This window comes from Pseudoalteromonas sp. ATL1, from assembly GCF_058933015.1.
Genome location: NZ_JBZYXL010000001.1, coordinates 2,775,126 through 2,795,790 on the forward strand (window position 1 = coordinate 2,775,126; position 20,665 = coordinate 2,795,790).

Genomic DNA, 20,665 nt, shown 5'->3' on the forward strand with positions numbered 1-20,665 from the left:
CAAAATTAGAGGAGATATGATCCGTGCATGTCTCCTTCTTTCACTAGAAAAACCTTATGACCGAACTCTATTTAATAACTAGCCTATTTATCGGTTTTATACTTTTGATTGAAGCGCGCTATATCTTGCGCGAGCAAGAAGTAGGTGTAAACAGATTCACACTGTTCACTTCAACGATTGAATTAATTTGGTTTTTTGTTTCTGTCGCTGCGCTTAGCAAACTTCCACTGACCCAATATCAAGCATTGATACCTACCCTCTACATCACACACAATATACTTGGCTGGCTATATGGAATATGGCTTGCAAAAAGCCTCGCACAACAACAATCAACGCACGTTGTAATTCCTACTTGGTATGCAAAGTTCGCCCATAATTACGCGATCGTTTTTATAATCTTGTGCATATCGGTTGCTGTTATGTAAGTACAATAAAACACAATCGTCGTGAATGTCACACTCGCGAGCTCAAAAACAGTTATTTTACAACGGGCAAGTCTGCTTTTTTCCATGCGTTCATGTCACCTTGCAAGTGCAACAAATTTAACCCCTTAGGCGCTAAAGCATCAATAAATATACCTGCACGCCTGCCCGAACGGCAATACACAACAGCCGGCGTTGAACCAAGGCTATCGATAAATGTTTTGTGCATATCGATCATGTTGAAGGGAATATTAATCGCTCCTTTGATATGCCCCTCGTCATATTCCTCTTTTGAGCGGACATCGATGATGACATATGCGGAAGTAGACATTTGATTCACTAGCAACTCCTGCTGGGTAATAGACGATTGGGCGTGTATGGAATAGCAAGTAATAATAAGTAAAAATACGGTTGCGCGAATAAATAAGTTTAACATTCAAGCTCTCCTATTTGTGTCTACTACGTTGATAGCACCCTATTCACTCATTTTCAATCTACCTAGCAGTTTTAAATCGCCACATAAATATTCGAAACAGCACTACACATCAATTCCTCCTTTCTGTTTACAGTAGTTCACAAAATAACGCTCATTGCCATACCTAATAAAGACACATGTAACTAAAATGAGGCCACTAAAGCTAGCTAGCCAGGATCGAAAAGTAGTGTCATTAATCAAGCCCATTATAAAATCTAGTCAAACGCTTATCGCAATTGTTTTTTGCTATATCCCCTTAGTGTATGGCTTTTCAAATCATACTGAGTCTAAAGCGACAGTTAACTATAGTCACACACTATTTGTTGAGTTTAAGAATGACTTGAACACAAAAGGGGCGACCAGCTCTCGCGCTGAAAGTATTAAGCAACGTATGGTGCAGCTACAAAATCGCTTCATCAAGGCAACTAAAAAGCAAAACCTGAATGTGCGAATAACTGCTAAGTATTCCGATATTATCAATGGCGTAATTGTCGATGGCAGCCAAACTGACATTCAGGCATTAAAACGCCTACCGATGGTAAAAAATGTGAGTATTTTAGAAGACAAAGCGCTTCCGCCACTTGATGTTGTTGACAATTCAAAACTCATGGCCGGATTCTCTTCCCTGTCTTTAACGCAGTTAAATAAGCAAAGCTCAGCAAATACAGGCTTGGGTGTTACCGTCGCGGTGTTAGATTCAGGGGTCGATTATACTCATCCCGCATTAGGTGGCTGCTTCGGTAAGGGATGCAAGGTTTCAGGTGGATACAATTTCCTTGAAAACAACGGTGATCCCATGGATAAAAATGGCCATGGTACACATGTTGCCGGCATCATTGCAGCAAATGGACAATATGCAGGTATTGCGCCTGATGTGAACATTTTGGCATACAAGGTGTGTAACACAACTTGTCCAGTCAGCGCCATTTTGAAAGCGCTTGAACATGCGCTTGATCCCGATGGCGATCCAAACACCGACGACGGCGCAGACATTATAAATATGAGCTTAAGTGGTAGTGGAGATATCAATGACCCGCTTACTATCGCCGTTAATAACATTGTGAAAAAAGGGGTCACTGTGGTGGTCTCTGCTGGTAATACGGGGCAAGCTGGACCGCAGTCAATAGGAAGCCCAGCAAACGCTGAACTGGCAATAACAGTCGGCTCCTCGGGCACTTATAACAGCATTGAAGAAATTTCCGACTTTACCTCTCAAGGTCCTGTTATTTCAAACCACTACCAAAAACCTGATCTTGTTGCTCCTGGCTACATGATTAACTCCCTAGCCCTTCATTGGGAACAAACGCTCATGTCGGGTACCTCAATGGCTGCACCCCATGTGGCGGGCTTAGCGGCACTTGCAAAATCTAAATATCCCGAATTGACACCAACGGAGATCAAATCACTGATTGTTACTCACGCGCGTAATATTAATGCGCCTTTCATCAAGCAAGGAAATGGTTTGATGCAAATGGACCCAGTAATGAACGCCACACTACTTACTTCTAAGTCACAACTTATGTTTGGCAGACTGGAGCGTTCAAGTGATGCCAACGCCATCGAACAAACCGTTGCGATTAAAAATATCTCCGATCATCCAATTACGTTGAACGCAGCAATAGAAAACAAAGAAGTAAAGCCAGGTTTGTCATTCCAAATTAAAGACAACAGTGAAATGACACTCGCGCCCAATGAAGTTAATGTTTTCACTATATTAATGACTGTAAACAAAGAGCTTGACTACGCAGATGACTTTTTGCACGTTTCATCCTTACAAATAACCCATAAAACAAACGCGGTTTCTATACCCATCATATTACTCGACGCGATTGAATATTCAGTGCATTCAGACACCTATGCAAGAGAACTCTGGATAAAAGAGCACAATCGTGATGGTTCATACACAAGTCACTACGTGACCGATGCAGATTATTTGCTACGACCTGGCACATATACGCTAAATACGTGGTATGACTTAGCTGACAAGCAGGCCATTATTGTTAAAGAACTCGACATTTTAAAACCCTCAAGTATCAGTCTTTCAGCGGAACTTGCGCAACACAAAATCAGTGTTGAAAAGTGGGTTGATCATGAAGGCGTATCCAGAAGCTTAAATGGCCTAGATGGGTTTGGTGTATTTTTTGATGTCGCTAACACGCGTGATAAAACACGATGGAGTAAATTTTTTGACTCGTATGCCAACAACATCTACGTAGATTCGCCGATATATACAACCTCTTTACCTAAAGACACCGTTTTCAGTATATCTTTAATGTATGGTGATACACAAAGTGCACTTGACGACTATCACTTATACACGTGGTCACATAGCTATGACAGCATATCTGAAAATACGCCAATCACGCTTGATGGCACTTTAAGTAATACCACCTTTAACATTACGCCAAAGTATAATGGTCAATACAAATGGTATTTGTATAACCACTTAAATTTTACCCGCGATAAATTCGACTACAAAAGTAACGTGCTTGGGTCTGAACGCTCAGGCATCGGGTTTAGTAAAGCAGCTCAAAGTGTGAGTACAGCAGAGGCAAACTATACACTGAGTATTCACGGTAACCCGTTGCAATCAGACTTCGCGAGCGAATATAAGCTTGAAATACACGACTCTGACAATGCACACAAATACGTTGCAACCCCTACTTTTGGGTTTAAACAGTCTGGTATCAAGCATCGAAAACAACGCACACCACAAAATACCTTCAAGGTTGACTGGCAAGGACTCTTTACCGATGCCCAACAAGCAAGTTTTTCAGATTACCTGTCATTCAATGACAAACTCAGCGATGCAAACGCATTGCAATATACAGACTATGTTGAAGATGCCATTATCATTTGCGATAGCTTCATCATTGCAAAAAGGAATGAAAGTGTTTCAACCATCAACGATGAAAAAACAGGCTATACCAATGCGTACAATAAATCCCTCGGCTGCGACAACAGTCAGTATACGGTCTACGCAAATAGCCTTGTTGCTGGTGTTCCCTCTCTTGTCGCTACACAGCTACAAATGAATTCATCATACACGGAACCACAAATTCAAATTACAAAGCTTGAATATTTAAGTGCGAGCAAATCACAACGCATGCAAGCAGTGCCTTTTGAGTTCAAGCTTGAAAGAAGTGACGCGACAGAACGTAAATTCTCCGTGAAAGCTGAGCTTAATATAAATGGCCATTGGAGTCAGCTTGACGTTGAAGTACAAAATACCGAATCTACACAGAATGACATGCTTGTTAAAGCCCTCATTAAGTTGCCCGAATTTAGCCGCCCTGCTCTAGGGTCTATGAGAATTCAACTGTATACAAATAAATTGCACAAAACCATTTGGTTAACCGACTCTATTGTTGTGGGTGGCTCTCTCACTGACCTATACAGTTACGACTCTGATCAAGATGGGATTAACGACGCTCAAGACCGCGATGCCGATAATGATGGTATGAGTAACGGCTATGAATTTTTAAATGCGCTTAACCCTTATGACGCAAATGATGCTCACTTGGATGCTAATAATAACGGCACCACCAATTACGTTGAATTTACTCTAGGTAACTGGAGCAGATATACTGAAAGCACCGTCGACAGCGATTCTGATGGTTATGTTGATCTTCGAGACTTGTTTCCAAACGATCCAAATGAGTGGGCTGACTTTGATAACGATAAAATTGGTGATAACACCGATCCTGATGACGACAATGATGGCTACTTAGACAGCCAAGACGCATTTCCATATAACTCAACTGAGTGGCTGGATTCCGACCATGACGGCATCGGCAATAATACTGACACTGACGATGATAATGATGGTTACCTAGATGCTCAAGACGCTTTCCCAACCGACCCCAGTGAGTGGATGGACAGCGACTTAGATGGTCTTGGTGATAATATCGATAATGACGATGACAATGATGGCCACCCAGATCATGTTGATCACTTCCCTCTAGATCCGAATGAGTGGCTAGACAGCGACAATGACGGATTAGGTAATAACACAGACTCTGATGATGACAATGATGGAGTCGATGACGTCCAAGACATATTCCCGCTAGATCCAAGCGAGTGGCTAGATAGCGATGCTGATGGCTTGGGCAATAACGCCGACAACGACGATGACAATGATGGGCACCTTGATACAAATGACGCCTATCCGCTTGATCCTTCCAAGTGGTCAAATGAAGTAAGCACCCAAAAGTCGGGCGACAACAATACGACCAATTCAAATGCTAATACAAGCTCAAGTGAGGGAGGTGGTAGCTTAGGTTTCTACTTAGCCTTCCTGTGTGGTGTGTGTTTTTACCGTAAGGTACGCTTCTAAGAAAAGTTAATATAGCTGCCGCTCCAAGGCGGCACCTATATTGATGTAGATTAGTTACTGCATTTGCCTTTTTTCGCTTGGCCTGGAGGGCAGAATTTACTGTTCTCACTGTTCGACTTTTCAGTGTCTTCTTCCGTCGCAACTTTTACTTTAACGCCCTGAGCTTCACCTTCAACGCGCGTCAATTGACACCCAGATAGTAAAAAAGTAGCACACAAAGCGCTCAATATTAATTTCATAACTCGCCCTTTTAAATTAACGAAACGATTAAAGCATACTCGTTAAATATGAATGTGCAATTTATACACGGGCAAATTTAATACGAGAAATATTCGAAATGGCTTCATATATCAACTAGCTAGAGTACAAGCGTAACTCGCTCATACTATAAATTTCATCACAGCCATTGCAGGTCTTGATAAGGGGACGTTTTCAAAGATGCCAAGCGACTGGCCAAATTACCTTCGTGTATTTCCAATTTATGCCCATCGGGGTCCAGAATATACAGCGAGCTTCCCTCACTGCTATTGTCTTTCCACCTTTGTACGCCTTTGATATTTAAAAGTGTCTCAAATTCAGCAAAATTGCGCTGGGATATTGTAAATGCAATATGGCTATAATCATCTTTGTTACTCGGTGTGTCATGAGATAAACAAAGCCACAGTTCACCTAAAGACAAGTAGGCACCAAAGCGCCATTTGACTTCACCTTTAAAACCCAAAACTTGTGTATAAAACGCTAATGAGCGTTCAACATCACTGACTGCGAGTGTTATGTGATTTAAACCACTGAGCATGAATTCTTCTTATCTAAAAAATGAGCGTTTTAAACGCCATAAGGATCAGCACAACGCCTCCAAATATTTCTGCCTTACTTTCGAGCCAAGTGCCACTTTTGTTGCCGATCAATACCCCCAACCAGCTAAACATACATGTCGTGAGCCCAATGATCAAACACGCCAAGGCAGGTTGTATATCGAGCAATGTGAGTGTAAAACCTGCTGCCATCGCGTCAACGCTCGTCGCAATTGCTAAAATCAACATAACGCGATGCGTAACTTGAGCAATATCTTCTTCAATTCCCTCGGAAAATGCTTCATAGATCATCTTAACGCCGATAAGAAGCAATAAAGCAAATGCAATCCAATGTGCAAACGTTTCTACCCAAGAAAAAATCCCCCTACCACCATAGTATCCAATCAAGGGCATTAAGCCCTGAAATACCCCAAAATATACAGCAGCCTTAAATGAAAGGAACTTTACACTGCTCTTCTGTTTTGATCCCAGCCCTATTGAGGTAGTGTTTAGAAATCTGTGTCATTTCAGTATCATTAAGAAAACAGGAATGACACATGACCAAAGACTTCGATTTAGAACAAGCCATTAAAGCCCTTCAGTCAGGGCAAGATCTGACAGGCAAAGATGGCTTCTTAACCCCTCTTATCAAACAGATCACCGAAGCTGCCTTAAAAGCAGAGCTGGAACAGCACCTTGTAGATGACGAGCAGCCTAACCGTAAAAATGGTTCTAGTAAGAAAACCGTTAAGTCTTCAGTGGGCACTTTCGAACTGGATACCCCGCGTGACCGTGCAGGCTCATTTGAGCCAAAGCTAGTTAAGAAAAACCAGACTAAGTTAACTGATGAGATCGACCGCAAGATCTTATCCATGTTTTCGCTTGGCATGAGCTATCGTGATATCCGCGGCCATGTTGAAGATATGTATGGTATTGACGTTTCTGAGGCTACCATCACAGGCGTTACCGACTGTTTGATACCCGAATTGAAAGAATGGCAGCAACGACCATTAGATGCGCTCTATCCGTTCGTCTGGCTTGATGCTATCCACTACAAAATTAAGGAAGATGGCCGCTATGTCAGCAAAGCGGTGTACACTATCTTAGGCTTAAACGTCGAAGGCAAGAAGGAGCTGCTTGGTCTGTATCTATCCGAGTCAGAAGGCGCGAACTACTGGCTATCTGTACTAACGGATCTGCATAACCGTGGCGTTGAAGATATCCTGATAGCCTGCGTGGATGGCCTGACAGGCTTCCCTGAAGCTATTGCAACTATTTACCCAAATACAGAAGTTCAGCAATGCGTTATTCATCAGATCCGCAACTCTATGAAGTACGTCGCTTCCAAACATCAAAAGGAGTTCATGGCTGATCTAAAACCAGTTTACCGCGCTGTGAGCAAAGAAGCAGCAGAGATGGAACTTGAGCGTTTAGAGTCCAAATGGGGTCAACATTACCCGATAGTGCTCCGTTCTTGGCGAAACAAGTGGGCAAACCTGTCCGTTTATTTTAAGTATCCAGAGTACGTTCGCAAGGCCATCTATACCACGAACGCTATTGAGGCTGTACATCGCCAGTTCCGTAAACTGACCAAGACGAAAGGTGGCTTCCCAAACGAAAACAGCTTGCTTAAGCTACTGTATGCTGGGATATTGAATGCTTCTAAGAAATGGACAATGCCAATTCAAAACTGGAATATGACATTGTCTCAACTGGCGATTCATTTTGATGGGCGCTTGGATGATGTCTTAGATATCTAGCCAAAATTAGCTGACACAGAATTCTGAACGCCCTCCCTATTGAAACTGCAAATGCGTCCATGCTCAACGCCAACGCGAGAACCAATACTTCAAACATAATTCAATTACTCTACTCGGTGATAAAAAAGCATCGCACAATAACAGATCTTGCAACAATCTCCTATTCGCATCAAAATCTGGAATATAGATGAAATTACGAACAGCTAAGGGCCACGTCTATTTTCGATGGGCATAAATGAATGCCTCAGTTTGTCCTGTTTCGAATTCCACAATATCGCTTTGTGATACCTCAAAACCGGCTTGATCCAATAAGTCGCACACAAACTCTAAGTCATAATAGTGAACATACATCCTGTCACCTCTTGACGAACTTTGATAGCCTGAGTCAGCGTTATCTCCTAGTATTGCACTCACATAAAACAATCCTCCCTCACCAAGCAACTTGTAACTATCTTTAAATAAGTTTATTACTTCCGAGCTTGATAAATAGGGAATACAAAAGCCACACAAAATAGCATCAAACGTTTCTGCAAGGTCATTTATGCGCCTCACATCTTTCACTTCAAAGCGTCCATCTGGCACATTTTGTTTTGCGATTTCAATCATGTTGGGCGCTAAATCAATGCCATAAACGTCTAAGTTAGGTACTTTTTTCTTTAAATAGGTGGAAATATTTGCAGGACCACAGCCTAACTCTAGTAATTTTAAGTGATTATTTTGTGGTAAAAAACCACTGAGTTTTTCGTATGAACGAGTATACAACTCAAAGTTCATAAATTTCTCATGATAGGCCGTTGCACATTTATTAAAAGTGTTTACTGATTCTAAGTTAGGCTCTATGATTCATTCCCTTCCATTTATATCTTGTTATAAATTATTATTTACTTGAGTAGCGCCTTTTTATCTCGGCGACTTCAACAGTATATTCCTTATACCATTTTTCTTGACCAAGTTTTTGAGCCACTGCGTGTTGGCTATCTAAATGCCACTTTTTAATATCATCTTCGTTTAACCAGTAAGATATCGCAATTTCCTGCTCATCTTCGGTAACAGCAATAAAGTCTTGGCAATTGTATTTTTCAAAAGCAAGTGTTCGCATAATTCCAACCATATCTGAATAATGTTTGTCTTGGTCACCCGTTTTTGCTTTAAAAATAACTGCGTACATATTTAGCTTCCTTCGCTTATATAAAATGAAAAAGATAATTTAAAGAATTGATTATTTTATGAGGACGTATTTTATACAGTTTTGAGCAATGGCGTGTCAAGCATTAGCAATTAAAAGGTAGGCTATTCGCCTAAGAGCAATTCACGATTACTTTGTTCTTGTGTCTTATACAATCCGCATAACTAAGTAGTCTATTTTTAGGCAAGAAACCAGATCGGAGCACCGCTACCGCGCCTCGCTATCGCCAGGTTAATTCCCTCAAAGTGATTAAGTGTTATTGGGAGTTGGTATTACATGCGGTATCAATTTGTAACGCATTATTTTCTGTCTAATTGTCATACTCACAGGACAATATAAATTTGAAGGCGGGTATTAAAGCGGCGCAGATATAAAAGCTGCGCTGAGGCAGCTTTTACGTTATCTTTTTGAGCGGATATTATCAACTTCCACTTGTGCATTAGAGATGCGTGCGGCAGCAGCGACTTCTTTGCTCACCACCGTTTTTCCGATAGGTGCTAATGAGATCCCAGCTAGTTTTAAGTGTTGAATCGCAAATGGAATACCAATGATAGTTACAAAACATGCTATTGCAGAGATCACATGCCCAATGGCTAACCATATACCAGCAAAGATAAACCAAATAATGTTACCAAGCGTCCCGAACGTACTGGTGCCAATATCTTCTTTATGGTTTAACTCATCTCTTGAGATGGCTTCTTTTCCGAACGGGAAAAACGAAAATCCTGCCATTACAAAGCATGCTCGCCCCCATGGAATACCAATGATACTGATAAACGCGACAATACCATAAAGGCACCATAACAGGCCCATAAATACGCCGCCCAATAAAAACCATAAAAGATTACCTATTGCTCTCATTTAATTTCCTTAATTGATTTTACATTATTGTTTTATAGCAAATTTTTTAACTATGCGCTCTCATTATCACTTAAAATTTCTGACTCTTTTATCGGTTTGCCATCTTTAAAAAAAGGTGATGGATGATACTTTTTACGTATAAAACCCCTGGCCATAAACCAAAGAATTTTAGGCAAAAATGTTTTTGGAAAGCGTTGATGTATATCCGACGGCGTTTGTTTTAGCGCATGTTTACCAAATGCTTTTAAAGTCACCGGACCAAGTACGTCCAATTTGTGACGTTCATCTTCAAAGTGAAGCGCCTTTACAGAAATGCCAACAAACGGTACGTTTGCTGAACGCATTGTATTTGCCAGCGGCGTATTACAACAGCGCGTATACCAACGATAGATACCTTTTTCGCTGTTTTGAACACAAGCAATTTCATGCTCGCCTTGGGTTATCGTCAAATAGGCTGGATAAGTTTGAAACAATTCAGACCCACATATTCATCAAGTAGCTTGTCTGCTTGGCCTAGAAAGCGAGCAAAACGCTGGCAATCACAACATAAGCAATGAACATGAAATGAGGCTGCTCTATCAATTAATACATTGCCTGTTACGTTACCGCATTGGCAACTCAAGGCTATTTGCTTCGACATTTATAACTCCTTGTACGGATAAAATTAGTTACTTCGCTAATTGCTTATGCATGATATAGCTATCCACATAACCGAGTTTAGGGTGACGATATGCATCAGGAATAGTGCCAATTATCGTGAATCCTAACTTTTCCCATAGCCGCACCGCTATTGAGTTTGAAGATACCACTGAATTAAACTGCATTGCTTCAAAGCCTAGATCAACGGCTACTTTCTGTGAATGCTCGCAAAGTTGCCTCGCTATCCCTCTGCCGGTGGCGCGCTCATCAACCATATAACCACAATTACAAATGTGATTACTTGGTCCCATCGCATTGGCTTTTAAATAGTAACTACCTAACACTTTGCCATTTTCAACAAATGCAAAAGATCTCAATGGCTTTGCACACCATAAATCATGGGCTTGGTCTAACGTCATATCCGAGTCAAACGCGTAGGTTTCTTGCGCTTCAATCACAGACTTAAACACCGGCCAAAACTCTTCGAACTCCAAACGCGTCATTTCTTTTATCATTATTATTCTCTACATCGATTTTGCTTTGGTAAATAAAGGCCTGAAAGGAGGATTCATGTCAATTATAGTAACTTAGTCGGACTCGCCCAATAATAGATATATTCTTTCGCCTTATTGCCACAAGGCGTTTGCCAGTAACCTTCAGCCACTCGTTGTCCGCCGCGACGCTCATAAAATTCAATGGCCTTTTGGTTGCATTCCAGTACTTCAAGAAAAAATCCTTGTTCAGCATAACGCTCAGCCACCCATTTCGCCGCTTTTGACATTAACTGACAACCTAACCCCTTTCCTTTGTACAACTGTTTTACATGAAGATTGTCTATGATGGTTCCATATTTTTCATGTCGATTGGCAAAAGCGCATACAAAACCAATCACCTCTCCTTCACTTTCAACGACGAGTATAAACTGCTCTTCACTGAGCGTTGAGAGTCTTGTTGACCACAATGCCTGGCGTTCAGTCAGAACGCGATTATCTAAATAATCTTGCGACAGTACCGACGCATAATTCTCCTGCCAACTCTGAGCGTGCAAACCAGCTATTGCGTTTATATCCCCAATCAGAGCATCTCTAAAAACATACATATTATTATTCTCCACATCTTTTGTATGTACGTTAAATAACACGCAATCAAAATGTTATCCATAACCGCGTTAGATCACACATTTCACAGGGTTCGACGATATAGTTGCGCATCACGACCATGAAAGTGTATTTGCACATATTTATCAAAGCCTAATTTTTGTGCAACTTTCAGCGATGCAATATTTTCTGGTTCAATAATAACCACCAAGTCCGTTATTCCTAGATTGTTCTTACAATGATCCAACACTGCACTAGCTGCTTCGAGCGCAATCCCTTTACCCCATTCATCGCGAGCAAGCCGATACCCTAAGTTTAACTCTGATACATCATTTACAGCTTGCAATGAGACACCGCAAAAACCAACCACCCTCGAACTTGATTTGTCAGCTAATGCCCAAGGACCAAAACCTAGATTTTGATAACACTCCAAGCACCAATCAATAAATTCCTCCGTTTGTTTTGCAGAACATACCCCTCGCAGTGAATACTTCATTACTTCAGGGTGAGCCAAAATCTCGCTCAGCTCTTGTATATCTGCAAGCGTAAACTCTCTGATCATGAGTCTATTCGTTTCACAAATGTTCATAAATCAATCCTTGAATAGATTAGATGAGTATCTTAACTAGTCAGTCTTTTCTCAAAGCGACTTTAGGTATACCGTGAGCAGGAACCCACTTTTTAAACTCACAAAAACCATATTTTTTATACAGCTTGATCGCTGGCAGGTTTTGTTGTGCAGTTTCCACTTGCGCACTATGAAAGTCGTATTCACTCAAAACATAATCAATTAACTTGCCTGCGATCCCTCTTCTAAAAAAATCGGGACTTACTATTAAGCTGTCTATTTCCAATTGAGTACCTTCAAAGGTTACTTCAATCAGCCCTGCTAATGAGGTGCCTTCAAAATACCCAAAAAATGAAGTTGGGGCATGATTTATATGTTCAACAGTGCGCTGTAGCGGAGGAAATTGTGCATCAGGCACGCTAATCAACGCAGCTTCAACTTTATAAGCATTTTGAAATAGCGTATATATCTGACGTGCAGTTGAATTATTATTGTTTTCAAGCTTATTTATCATACCCGTTTAACATTATGCAGCTTTTTCGCATTGCTCGATGCTACCGAACTATTAAGTCATGAGCAAAAATATATCAACAAACAATTATTGATTGAGCATAGCGCCAATCATCCCAAGACAGCCTATAAGCAAAAGTAACGTCCATTGAGGTAAGCGAGTAAAGGTTTGAAAGTTGAAAAAGTGCCACCCTACTGTTAAAAACACACTAGAAAACACGATAAAGTTTACGCTAATAAATATAACAACCGCGTTTAAATCGGTTTGTAACTTGGTACTTGCAAAGATCAGCAAGGCACTGGAAGAAACCAAAATAGCTGACACCATATGCCAACAGGCTAACAATGTCGCTTTAGGTGTTCGCGCAAGCCTCGATTTTAGAAAGGGTCTAACTGGGTCTAACTGCCCCGCAAAAATATGAACGAGTGCAGTGAAAAAACAAAGTAGTCCAGAAGATAAAATCCAATAATTCATAAAAATCCCTTTAAATCATCACCATGTTATTTAGTGAGACTTAGCATAGTCACTTAAGCCAGAAGGCAGCAACACGCATATGCGTATTTAATTTTCCAACAAAAATGCTAGTTCAGATGACGCCTTGGTAGGAACAACCTGCGTTATTTCATACTTAGCCAAGCCTTCTCGAAAAAATGGGTCCTGAGCGAGGATCTCGTCGAGCACGCCACGATCGCAAATATTTGAAATGATTAACCCTCCAGTGCGAGGCTCTTTTCTGCCTGAAAGCAAAAAGTGTCCTAGTGCGTAATGTTTATCTAAAAAGGCAATATGTTCAGGAATGTAATCGTCCACTTCATTTAGTGGCACTTTGTACTTTAAAGAAATGATAAACACGATAGCTCCCTCTAGCTGACTGTTACAGTTACAATTATACTCATTTACCTAAATAACGCCTACAAAAATAGCGACCATTTTATCTACTGTGATCATAAAACAACATATAGCGCCTTATAGAAAACGAGACCTATCACACCAAACGTAATCCAGTGTAGCTTAGCGCTAGCGGCACTTTTAGCGAGTTGAAAACAATTGAACCATTGCCTTCACTTTTCAAACTAGCGTAATCGTAAACATCTCTCAATTTAAGTCACCATCTTCGCCATACCTTGAGACATGTTTGTCGTAAAACACCTCGGTCTGGTCTTTCATATCTTGACGTGCGACGTTTTTTTCAATTTTGCGACTTATTTATGCACAATGACCATACTGTACACAAAAAACTTAGTAAGGTCCGGCCATTCACACTCAACAAAAGTGAGACCTAACCATTCAGGGTAAATAACCCTACATTGCCGATAAATGAAAGAACATCGCATTTAAATTACCAATTTAAACTGAGTTGTTCGAAATACACATCGTAATTTTCAATTAAACATTGGCTTCAATTTAAATATTGATAATTACTATTTTTATTAATCAATTACCCTATTAGCACTTGTTAATTCGTAATCTTCCCAATAGCATGGTTCTCGTTTTGTTATACATTAAAAGGCATTTATGAAACTACGTTCACTTTGTAAGCTATTACCCTATTTAACCCTAATATTCACATGCCATAGTTATGCATCCCAACACAAGTTATTAGCGGAAGATGGAAAAGCTGATGATCAGTTTGGCTACGCGGTCGCCATCGATGGTAAAACAGCATTAGTTGGTGCTCTCAAGGCAGATATAAAAAATATTGAGGACTCCGGCGCAGCTTACATTTACTCTATGGGCAAGAATGGTTGGCAACAAAATGGAAAGCTCGTAGCCACCCCTGCCTATACACAAGATACATTAGGCGGAAAAGTTGCTCTAAAAAACGGTTTTGCAATGCTAGGAGTAAGCAGAAGAGACGACAAAGGCAAAGACTCAGGTGCCGTCATCGCCTTTGAAAAGAACAAAACTGCTTGGCTACAAAAACAAATAATAACAGCCGTTGATGGTAAAGCTGGTGACGCATTTGGTCAAAGTATTGCGCTCACAGAGCACTTTCTGGTTATCGGTGCACCGCACAGTGATGCTCCTCATAAAGATTCAGGTTCAGCTTATATCTTCAAACGAGAAAATGCTAACTGGCAATTTCAAACCAAGCTAATTGCAAGTGATGGAGCCCAAGGCGATTTGTTTGGGATCAGTGTCGCTATTGATGGCGATACTATTCTAGTTGGTGCGGATCTCAACGATGAAAAAGCCGAAAAAGCGGGGGCCGTCTATGCCTATCAATACGATGGCAAGCATTGGCGCGAACAAGCTAAATTAATGGCGAACGATGGAGCAAATACCGATATTTTTGGCGTAAGAGTTGCGCTATCCGGCGACACTGCACTTATCTCTGCTCGCAGGGATGACTTGGACAATATTGGTATTGATGCGGGTTCAGCGTATATTTTTGAGCGACATAACGCAAAGTGGACACAAACACAGAAACTAGTTGCGCCAGACGGAAAAGCTGATGACAGGTTCGCCCGTGGTGTCGCATTACAACAAAATACCGCTTTGATCAGCGCAATGCACCATGACGCAAACGGTAATAACACCGGTGCACTTTATATTTTCAAAAAGCAGAAAGGTGAATGGCAGTTCTCATCAAAAATTGTCGCACATGACGCTAAGCCAGAGGACAAATTTGGCTGGAATGTCGCTCTATCAAACAATCACGCAATCATTGCAGTACCACATCGCGACGATAACGGCACTGACTCAGGCGCAGCATATATTATTGAGCTAAAGGATTAAAAGCGGCCATCACTACGCCGCTGAGGAAGCGTTTTCTATTCTACCGCAAAGTATTTGCATATCGTGCTTGGGCAAACAAACATTAAAGGCGTGTTTGCCCAGAGCATGCAACGCTCTAAAGCACAATACACAGCCTTAAATAGGTTATGCACCTGAGTAATTAAGCTGTTTTGTATAAACGTGTGATGTTTTTGAGAGTATAAAATCCATCGCTGGATAGAATTCATGAGACTCTTTTCTCAGCGTATTTGACCTCACAACAAGTTGCGCTGCACCATGCCTTATTGCCCACTCTTGTGCAGCGTTAACAAGCGCCTGCGCAATGCCATGTCTGCGAAACGCCTTACCAACAACCAGACCTGTGATCTCAACCTTATAACCAGACTCAAGAAAAACACGCTTTTCTACGACCAACCAACCACACACTTGCTCTTCGGAGACGGCAACAAAAACATAGTGTGATGGTGAAGCAAGCAACTCTTCCAGCCACTTATGTGTTTCATCGGCTTGCACCTGATAGCCCAATTCTTCGGTTAACTGAGTAATTTGATGAGTATATTCTATTTTGGCTTGTGTAATATCAAACTTCACTACTCACTCCAGTAAAAATCTAAAAGTTATGAATCGTTCAATGTTGGATTTATAACGTTTTTAACACGTTCAAATCGTTCTGAACAACGCATTTTTAAAAACTATTATCGTTTCTAACAACGGGCTGATGCATGCGATAGTGAATATATTTGTCTTTCTTTAAAGTAACAATATCTACCACGGCGGGATCGCACTTTGTAAAAAGGCTTTAACACCCGCCTCTTTTCTGATCTAATAACGCCCACATTGTCACTATCTACTTGTTAATTATGTCGTTATTTAGCCACCTTGAACTTGTTGAAGATAAGCGTTCTTCTATCAATCAACATCATGATCTTACTGATGTTTTGTTTCTTATCATCTCGGCGGTTTTATCCGGTTGTGAGGGCTGGAAAGATATTGAAGTGTTCGGGCACAGTAAACTCCCTTGGCTCAGACAGTTCAGAGCCTTTAAACACGGTATTCCAACGCGACATAGCATTGCACGAATTCTTAAAACAGTGGAGACTGATTCATTGGTTTTGGCCTTGTTCAGTTGGGTCAACGAGCAACGGTCTCAATCTGATAAGCCAATCATTGCGTTTGATGGTAAAACCTTGCGCGGTGCCAGTAAAAAACGTGAGGATAACTTACACTTGGTGTCCGCCTTTGATTGTGAGTCCGGCCTAACCTTATACCAGCGCACGGTTGAGAATAAATCCAATGAAATTCCCGCAGTCAGAGTACTATTGGATGTACTAGATATTTCAGATTCAATCGTCACATTGGATGCGTTGCATTGTCAAAAAGCGACGCTATCAAAACTTACCTCACGAGGGGCTGATTATCTGGTTCAGGTTAAAGCAAACCAGAAAACACTCTATAAAGCAGTCACTTCGTGTTTTGAAACTGCCTTTGCCCAAGAGGAGAATTTACCTGAAGATGTACAAGTCAGCAGTGGTCATGGGCGTCAGGAAACGCGCATCACTTATGCACTGAAAGCAGATAAACTGCCTGAAGAGATAAAAGCAAAATGGCCTGGACTCACTTCACTGGTTGCGGTTGAAAGACACAACAAGTCCGGCTCAACAACAAAAATAGATACGCACTTTTATGTTACTTCTGTCGAGCCAGATGCGCAGATGTTGCAAAAAGCCATCCGCCATCATTGGCACATCGAGAACCAACAGCACTGGGTGTTGGACGTGGTGTTTAAAGAAGATGCCTGTCAGATAAGTGAGCCGATTTCTGCGGAAAATATGGCGCTATTCAGACGGGTTGTTCGCAATCTGGTAAAACAGCACACAGGCCGTAAAGATTCGATACGTGGTAAATGCGTTCGGGCTAGTTTTGACGATGAATTTAGGGCAGAGCTTATCTTCGGTTAATGGTTGTTAACGAAGTATGCTCTCACCCTGCAATATCTACCCATGTGAGATACATCAAATATCCATAGTACTTTGCAATTTATTTTGATTATCTACGCTTTTTTACGCGCATAATAAAGTGCAAAACCAATGTTGGGAGCGATAAAATTAAACTTAGAATTAAAACGACGACTTTCACAAAGATGCCTAACGCTTGGTTCAGGTGCGCCGTAGACGTCACCTGAAACCACTTGTGTACGCCCGACATGGGCATTAACTAATGAGGTGAAAGTCCTCTGTAGGAAGATCACCGTTTAAATAACTGATTGTTATTAAACGATAACTACTAGCGAATGGCAAGTGCAAATCCGCGAGGGGTTGTATGGAGGAAGCCGCTAGCAAAATTGCGAGCTGATGAACAAAAACATCATACTAGACGTAGGCTGAAGACGAGTTAGCACAAGATAACGAAGTCACGTGATCTAACGGCCACCGTAAATGATGCAGTTGTGCAATGAAAGTTAATGTTCTTATTCGGGGAGAGCTGGATAACACGGGGAGAGCTGGATAACATGCGGCCTGCGCTATCGCTGCGGAAAATACCAGTAAGTGGCTGGTCAATCAACCCCTTGGCGTGCTATTTGGTTGCGAAATAGACTACGAGCGAAACCACTGCAACACCCACCGATACGCACGCAGCGCAATTTAGAGCAATTTATTTTGTGATTATCCAGCAGTCAGCAGACGGCATAGTAGCCAAACACCCATCGTAATGGATGGGACACGGTGAAGGCCTGAACATTTAACCGAAGGAATACTTCATGTCTTACTTACATAACTATACGCCACAGCCCTGTGGTTCTGATATGCAGCGTAATGCAGTGCAATCAACCTTCAACTTTGATTTATTCGAACACGTTTTATCAAACGATAATCTTCAACGCGCATGGAAGCAGGTTAAAGCCAACAAAGGCGCAGCGGGTGTAGATGGTATGAAAATAGACCAATTTATCGACTGGGCAAAACAACACTGGCAACAGTGCAAAGCTCAACTCGAAAATGGGACTTATCGTCCACAACCGGTCAAACGCGTTGAAATTGATAAACCCGATGGTGGAAAACGGCAACTCGGCATACCCACAGTGGTCGACCGGGTTATCCAGCAAGCCATTACTCAGGTTTTATCGCCCATCATTGATAACACATTTTCAGATAACAGCTTTGGTTTTCGTCCTAACCGTAACGGCCAACAAGCAGTGAAGCAAGTTCAACAAATTATTAAATCTAAACGCAATATTGCGGTAGATGTCGATTTGTCAAAGTTCTTTGACCGAGTCAATCACGACTTATTGATGCGAAATTTATCACGTCATGTCAAAGATAAACGCTTGCTCAAACTCATTGGCCGTTATTTGAGAGCTGGAATTGATGACTATGGCACGCTAATTCCGAGTTTAGAAGGAGTACCGCAAGGCGGCCCTCTTTCACCTTTATTATCCAACATTATGTTGGATGATTTAGACAAAGAATTGGAGCAACGAGGTCACCAATTTGCCCGTTACGCTGATGATTTTATAATCTTAGTAAAATCAAAACGTGCGGGCGAACGTGTACTTGCCAGCGTTACTCGGTTCCTTGAAACTAAACTCAAATTGCTTGTTAACACGGATAAAAGTCAGGTGGTTAACACCACACAAAGTAAATTCTTAGGGTTTACCTTTAAACGTGGAGCAATCAAATGGCATGACAAAACTCTGCATAAATTTAAGCGACAGGTACGCATTTTAACTAACCGTAATTGGGGCGTGAGCATGCAATATCAGTTGTTTAAATTAAGCCAATATCTAAGCGGATGGATCAATTACTTTGGTATTGCGAACGCATACCAGCAATGTGTTGACCTAGACCAATGGATAAGGCGCAGGATCAGGATGTGTTACTGGCGACAATGGCGAAAACCGAGAACTAAAGTAAGAAACTTGATGAAGCGTGGAGTTCATGTGCAAGCAGCCGTTGCCTGTGGCATCACAAGTAAAGGACCTTGGCGCAGTTCCAAAACACCCGGTATTCAACAGGCTTTAAGCTTAAATTATCTGAAAAATGAGGGACTATATTCACTCAGAGACGGATGGATAAAAGTGCATTACCCAAACGGGTAATCTGTTAGATGAAACGCCCTGTGCGGACCCGCATGCAGGGTGTTGTGGGGGCTGAGGGCTAGATACCCTCGGCTACCCGATTAGGCATTTTATGACCTTTTTCTCGCGGGCTTTCTAAATTCCGAATCAGGGACTTTAGGTAACGCTATTTTTTCCAGATCTTTCTCTTCGAATGGGCTACCGAAATCAGGATTAAATTTATAGCCACTCTCAAATAGCGGCTTTAGCTTCGCCCATTCTTTTGTGTTTGAAACTTTAGGCGCTTTGAATGCTGAACCTGTTTCGTACATAGAAGTACCACATTGAGGGCATACAACTTCGTATTCAACTGGCTGCCAGTTGCCATGTTGGTCTTGGGTATACTTATGCTTCTTGAAGACCTTTTTACACTCCAAACATGCATAACAGATGGTGATATCTTTCATTTTTATACCCGTCGCCTAACGCCCGCCTATGGGGCTAATTGAGTGGGCTAAACTAGAGCGAAGCGAACAGCCCGCGAAAATTTGTCCCTGCGAGTTTACGAGCAACATGAGGCGCTTGTTATGTTTCATTAGACGCATTAAATTCAACACCAAAAAAGCCAAACGCGCCAACAGCAGCGAAAACGAAAATAATAAAATTATTAGCACCATTAAAGGCAAATAACATGCTAAGTAAGCTAAATGGAATACATAGTATTATGCCGGTTTTCGCTTCAAACCCCTCTACATATCTCCAATGTGCCTTTATTCTCTTACTGAAATAATAAATACCATATATAAACAAAGGAACTGTAATAAATGGAATTAAAGGATCATTAAAGGTTAAAACCTCACCATGCCCCCCTCTTTTACTCAAAAGAGGGATATCTATCTCATTAGTCCAAGTCGCTTTAATGAAAAAGGGCATGTAAATAGCAAATATGTATTTAAATGGATTAAATACAGAAGACTTTTTAGGGCGATTCAAAATTTGTGCGCTCCTTGCAAATGAACATAACAGCTTATTCTCTCCCAAAATGTCGGAATAAATACCGACAAAACGGGCCATATTACGTGTTCCTATTTTCACATGTAAAAACTTCAATGTAAACAAAACACAAGAGCCGCTCAAAAAACACACTGTTAAAATTGGACAAAACGGGCGGTAATAATGTTATTGGACAAACAGAAAACCACTGTCTATATAAACAGTACCCT

General features: G+C 41.3%; 22 protein-coding genes and 1 pseudogene. 6 read left to right on the forward strand and 17 right to left on the reverse strand.

What is annotated here, in order from left to right; all coding sequences use genetic code 11:
* Window positions 1-56: 56 nt before the first annotated feature.
* Complete coding sequence (locus AC5FX4_RS12360) at window positions 57-425, forward strand: hypothetical protein (protein WP_493606686.1); 369 nt, start codon at window positions 57-59, stop codon at window positions 423-425.
* 52 nt (window positions 426-477) lie between these two features.
* On the opposite strand, the gene AC5FX4_RS12365 is transcribed toward AC5FX4_RS12360, so the two are convergent.
* Window positions 478-858, reverse strand: a complete 381-nt coding sequence (locus tag AC5FX4_RS12365) for a rhodanese-like domain-containing protein (protein ID WP_493606687.1) — start codon at window positions 856-858, stop codon at window positions 478-480.
* A gap of 226 nt (window positions 859-1,084) precedes the next feature.
* On the opposite strand from AC5FX4_RS12365, the gene AC5FX4_RS12370 reads away from it, so the two are divergent.
* Window positions 1,085-5,233 carry a S8 family peptidase gene (locus AC5FX4_RS12370; protein ID WP_493606688.1) on the forward strand — a complete coding sequence of 1,383 codons (4,149 nt, stop codon included), beginning with the start codon at window positions 1,085-1,087 and terminating at the stop codon, window positions 5,231-5,233.
* 50 nt (window positions 5,234-5,283) lie between these two features.
* On the opposite strand, the gene AC5FX4_RS12375 is transcribed toward AC5FX4_RS12370, so the two are convergent.
* The 3 genes from AC5FX4_RS12375 to AC5FX4_RS12385 all read right to left on the reverse strand — a co-directional run bounded on the left by AC5FX4_RS12375 (window position 5,284) and on the right by AC5FX4_RS12385 (window position 6,525).
* Complete coding sequence (locus AC5FX4_RS12375; RefSeq protein ID WP_493606689.1) at window positions 5,284-5,472, reverse strand: hypothetical protein; 189 nt, start codon at window positions 5,470-5,472, stop codon at window positions 5,284-5,286.
* 158 nt (window positions 5,473-5,630) lie between these two features.
* Window positions 5,631-6,029, reverse strand: coding sequence for a fosfomycin resistance glutathione transferase (fos, locus tag AC5FX4_RS12380; RefSeq protein WP_493606690.1), 399 nt, complete (start codon window positions 6,027-6,029; stop codon window positions 5,631-5,633).
* A gap of 13 nt (window positions 6,030-6,042) precedes the next feature.
* A complete protein-coding gene (locus AC5FX4_RS12385; RefSeq protein ID WP_493607817.1) occupies window positions 6,043-6,525 on the reverse strand; it encodes a manganese efflux pump MntP in 483 nt (160 codons plus the stop codon).
* Window positions 6,526-6,584: 59 nt separating this feature from the next.
* Here AC5FX4_RS12385 and AC5FX4_RS12390 point away from each other — a divergent pair, with 59 nt between their 5' ends.
* Window positions 6,585-7,787: an IS256 family transposase gene (locus AC5FX4_RS12390; protein ID WP_493605020.1), complete on the forward strand. Its 1,203-nt coding sequence runs from the start codon at window positions 6,585-6,587 to the stop codon at window positions 7,785-7,787.
* Window positions 7,788-8,003: 216 nt separating this feature from the next.
* Here the strand turns inward: AC5FX4_RS12390 and AC5FX4_RS12395 are convergent, their stop codons facing one another.
* The 10 genes and pseudogenes from AC5FX4_RS12395 to AC5FX4_RS12440 form a co-directional block, all read right to left on the reverse strand.
* Entirely contained in the window at window positions 8,004-8,630 is a 627-nt protein-coding gene (locus tag AC5FX4_RS12395) for a class I SAM-dependent DNA methyltransferase (RefSeq protein WP_493607818.1), read from the reverse strand.
* 34 nt (window positions 8,631-8,664) lie between these two features.
* The gene (locus AC5FX4_RS12400) at window positions 8,665-8,955 is read right to left on the reverse strand and encodes an antibiotic biosynthesis monooxygenase family protein (RefSeq protein ID WP_493606691.1); all 291 of its coding nucleotides are present in this window, start codon (window positions 8,953-8,955) and stop codon (window positions 8,665-8,667) included.
* Window positions 8,956-9,372: 417 nt separating this feature from the next.
* Complete coding sequence (locus AC5FX4_RS12405; protein WP_493606692.1) at window positions 9,373-9,834, reverse strand: YccF domain-containing protein; 462 nt, start codon at window positions 9,832-9,834, stop codon at window positions 9,373-9,375.
* A gap of 50 nt (window positions 9,835-9,884) precedes the next feature.
* Window positions 9,885-10,474: pseudogene (locus AC5FX4_RS12410) on the reverse strand (DUF6151 family protein).
* 28 nt (window positions 10,475-10,502) lie between these two features.
* Entirely contained in the window at window positions 10,503-10,988 is a 486-nt protein-coding gene (locus AC5FX4_RS12415) for a GNAT family N-acetyltransferase (protein WP_493606693.1), read from the reverse strand.
* Between the two features lie 62 nt (window positions 10,989-11,050).
* On the reverse strand, window positions 11,051-11,572 hold the full coding sequence (locus AC5FX4_RS12420) for a GNAT family N-acetyltransferase (protein WP_493606694.1): 522 nt from the start codon (window positions 11,570-11,572) through the stop codon (window positions 11,051-11,053).
* 83 nt (window positions 11,573-11,655) lie between these two features.
* Entirely contained in the window at window positions 11,656-12,159 is a 504-nt protein-coding gene (locus tag AC5FX4_RS12425) for a GNAT family N-acetyltransferase (RefSeq protein WP_493606695.1), read from the reverse strand.
* Between the two features lie 40 nt (window positions 12,160-12,199).
* Window positions 12,200-12,652, reverse strand: a complete 453-nt coding sequence (locus AC5FX4_RS12430; RefSeq protein ID WP_493606696.1) for a GNAT family N-acetyltransferase — start codon at window positions 12,650-12,652, stop codon at window positions 12,200-12,202.
* A gap of 84 nt (window positions 12,653-12,736) precedes the next feature.
* Window positions 12,737-13,123, reverse strand: coding sequence for a hypothetical protein (locus tag AC5FX4_RS12435; RefSeq protein ID WP_493606697.1), 387 nt, complete (start codon window positions 13,121-13,123; stop codon window positions 12,737-12,739).
* A gap of 87 nt (window positions 13,124-13,210) precedes the next feature.
* Entirely contained in the window at window positions 13,211-13,501 is a 291-nt protein-coding gene (locus AC5FX4_RS12440) for a YciI family protein (RefSeq protein WP_493606698.1), read from the reverse strand.
* Between the two features lie 663 nt (window positions 13,502-14,164).
* Between AC5FX4_RS12440 and AC5FX4_RS12445 the strand changes: the two genes are divergently transcribed.
* A complete protein-coding gene (locus AC5FX4_RS12445; protein ID WP_493606700.1) occupies window positions 14,165-15,388 on the forward strand; it encodes an FG-GAP repeat protein in 1,224 nt (407 codons plus the stop codon).
* 144 nt (window positions 15,389-15,532) lie between these two features.
* Here the strand turns inward: AC5FX4_RS12445 and AC5FX4_RS12450 are convergent, their stop codons facing one another.
* Window positions 15,533-15,979 carry a GNAT family N-acetyltransferase gene (locus tag AC5FX4_RS12450; protein WP_493606701.1) on the reverse strand — a complete coding sequence of 149 codons (447 nt, stop codon included), beginning with the start codon at window positions 15,977-15,979 and terminating at the stop codon, window positions 15,533-15,535.
* Between the two features lie 269 nt (window positions 15,980-16,248).
* Here AC5FX4_RS12450 and AC5FX4_RS12455 point away from each other — a divergent pair, with 269 nt between their 5' ends.
* Complete coding sequence (locus AC5FX4_RS12455; RefSeq protein ID WP_493605927.1) at window positions 16,249-17,346, forward strand: ISAs1 family transposase; 1,098 nt, start codon at window positions 16,249-16,251, stop codon at window positions 17,344-17,346.
* An 800-nt stretch (window positions 17,347-18,146) separates the two neighbouring features.
* A complete protein-coding gene (gene ltrA, locus AC5FX4_RS12460) occupies window positions 18,147-19,484 on the forward strand; it encodes a group II intron reverse transcriptase/maturase (protein ID WP_493606702.1) in 1,338 nt (445 codons plus the stop codon).
* A gap of 89 nt (window positions 19,485-19,573) precedes the next feature.
* Here the strand turns inward: ltrA and AC5FX4_RS12465 are convergent, their stop codons facing one another.
* Window positions 19,574-19,909 carry a hypothetical protein gene (locus AC5FX4_RS12465; protein WP_493606703.1) on the reverse strand — a complete coding sequence of 112 codons (336 nt, stop codon included), beginning with the start codon at window positions 19,907-19,909 and terminating at the stop codon, window positions 19,574-19,576.
* Window positions 19,910-20,027: 118 nt separating this feature from the next.
* A complete protein-coding gene (locus AC5FX4_RS12470; protein ID WP_493606704.1) occupies window positions 20,028-20,516 on the reverse strand; it encodes a hypothetical protein in 489 nt (162 codons plus the stop codon).
* Window positions 20,517-20,665 lie beyond the last annotated feature (149 nt).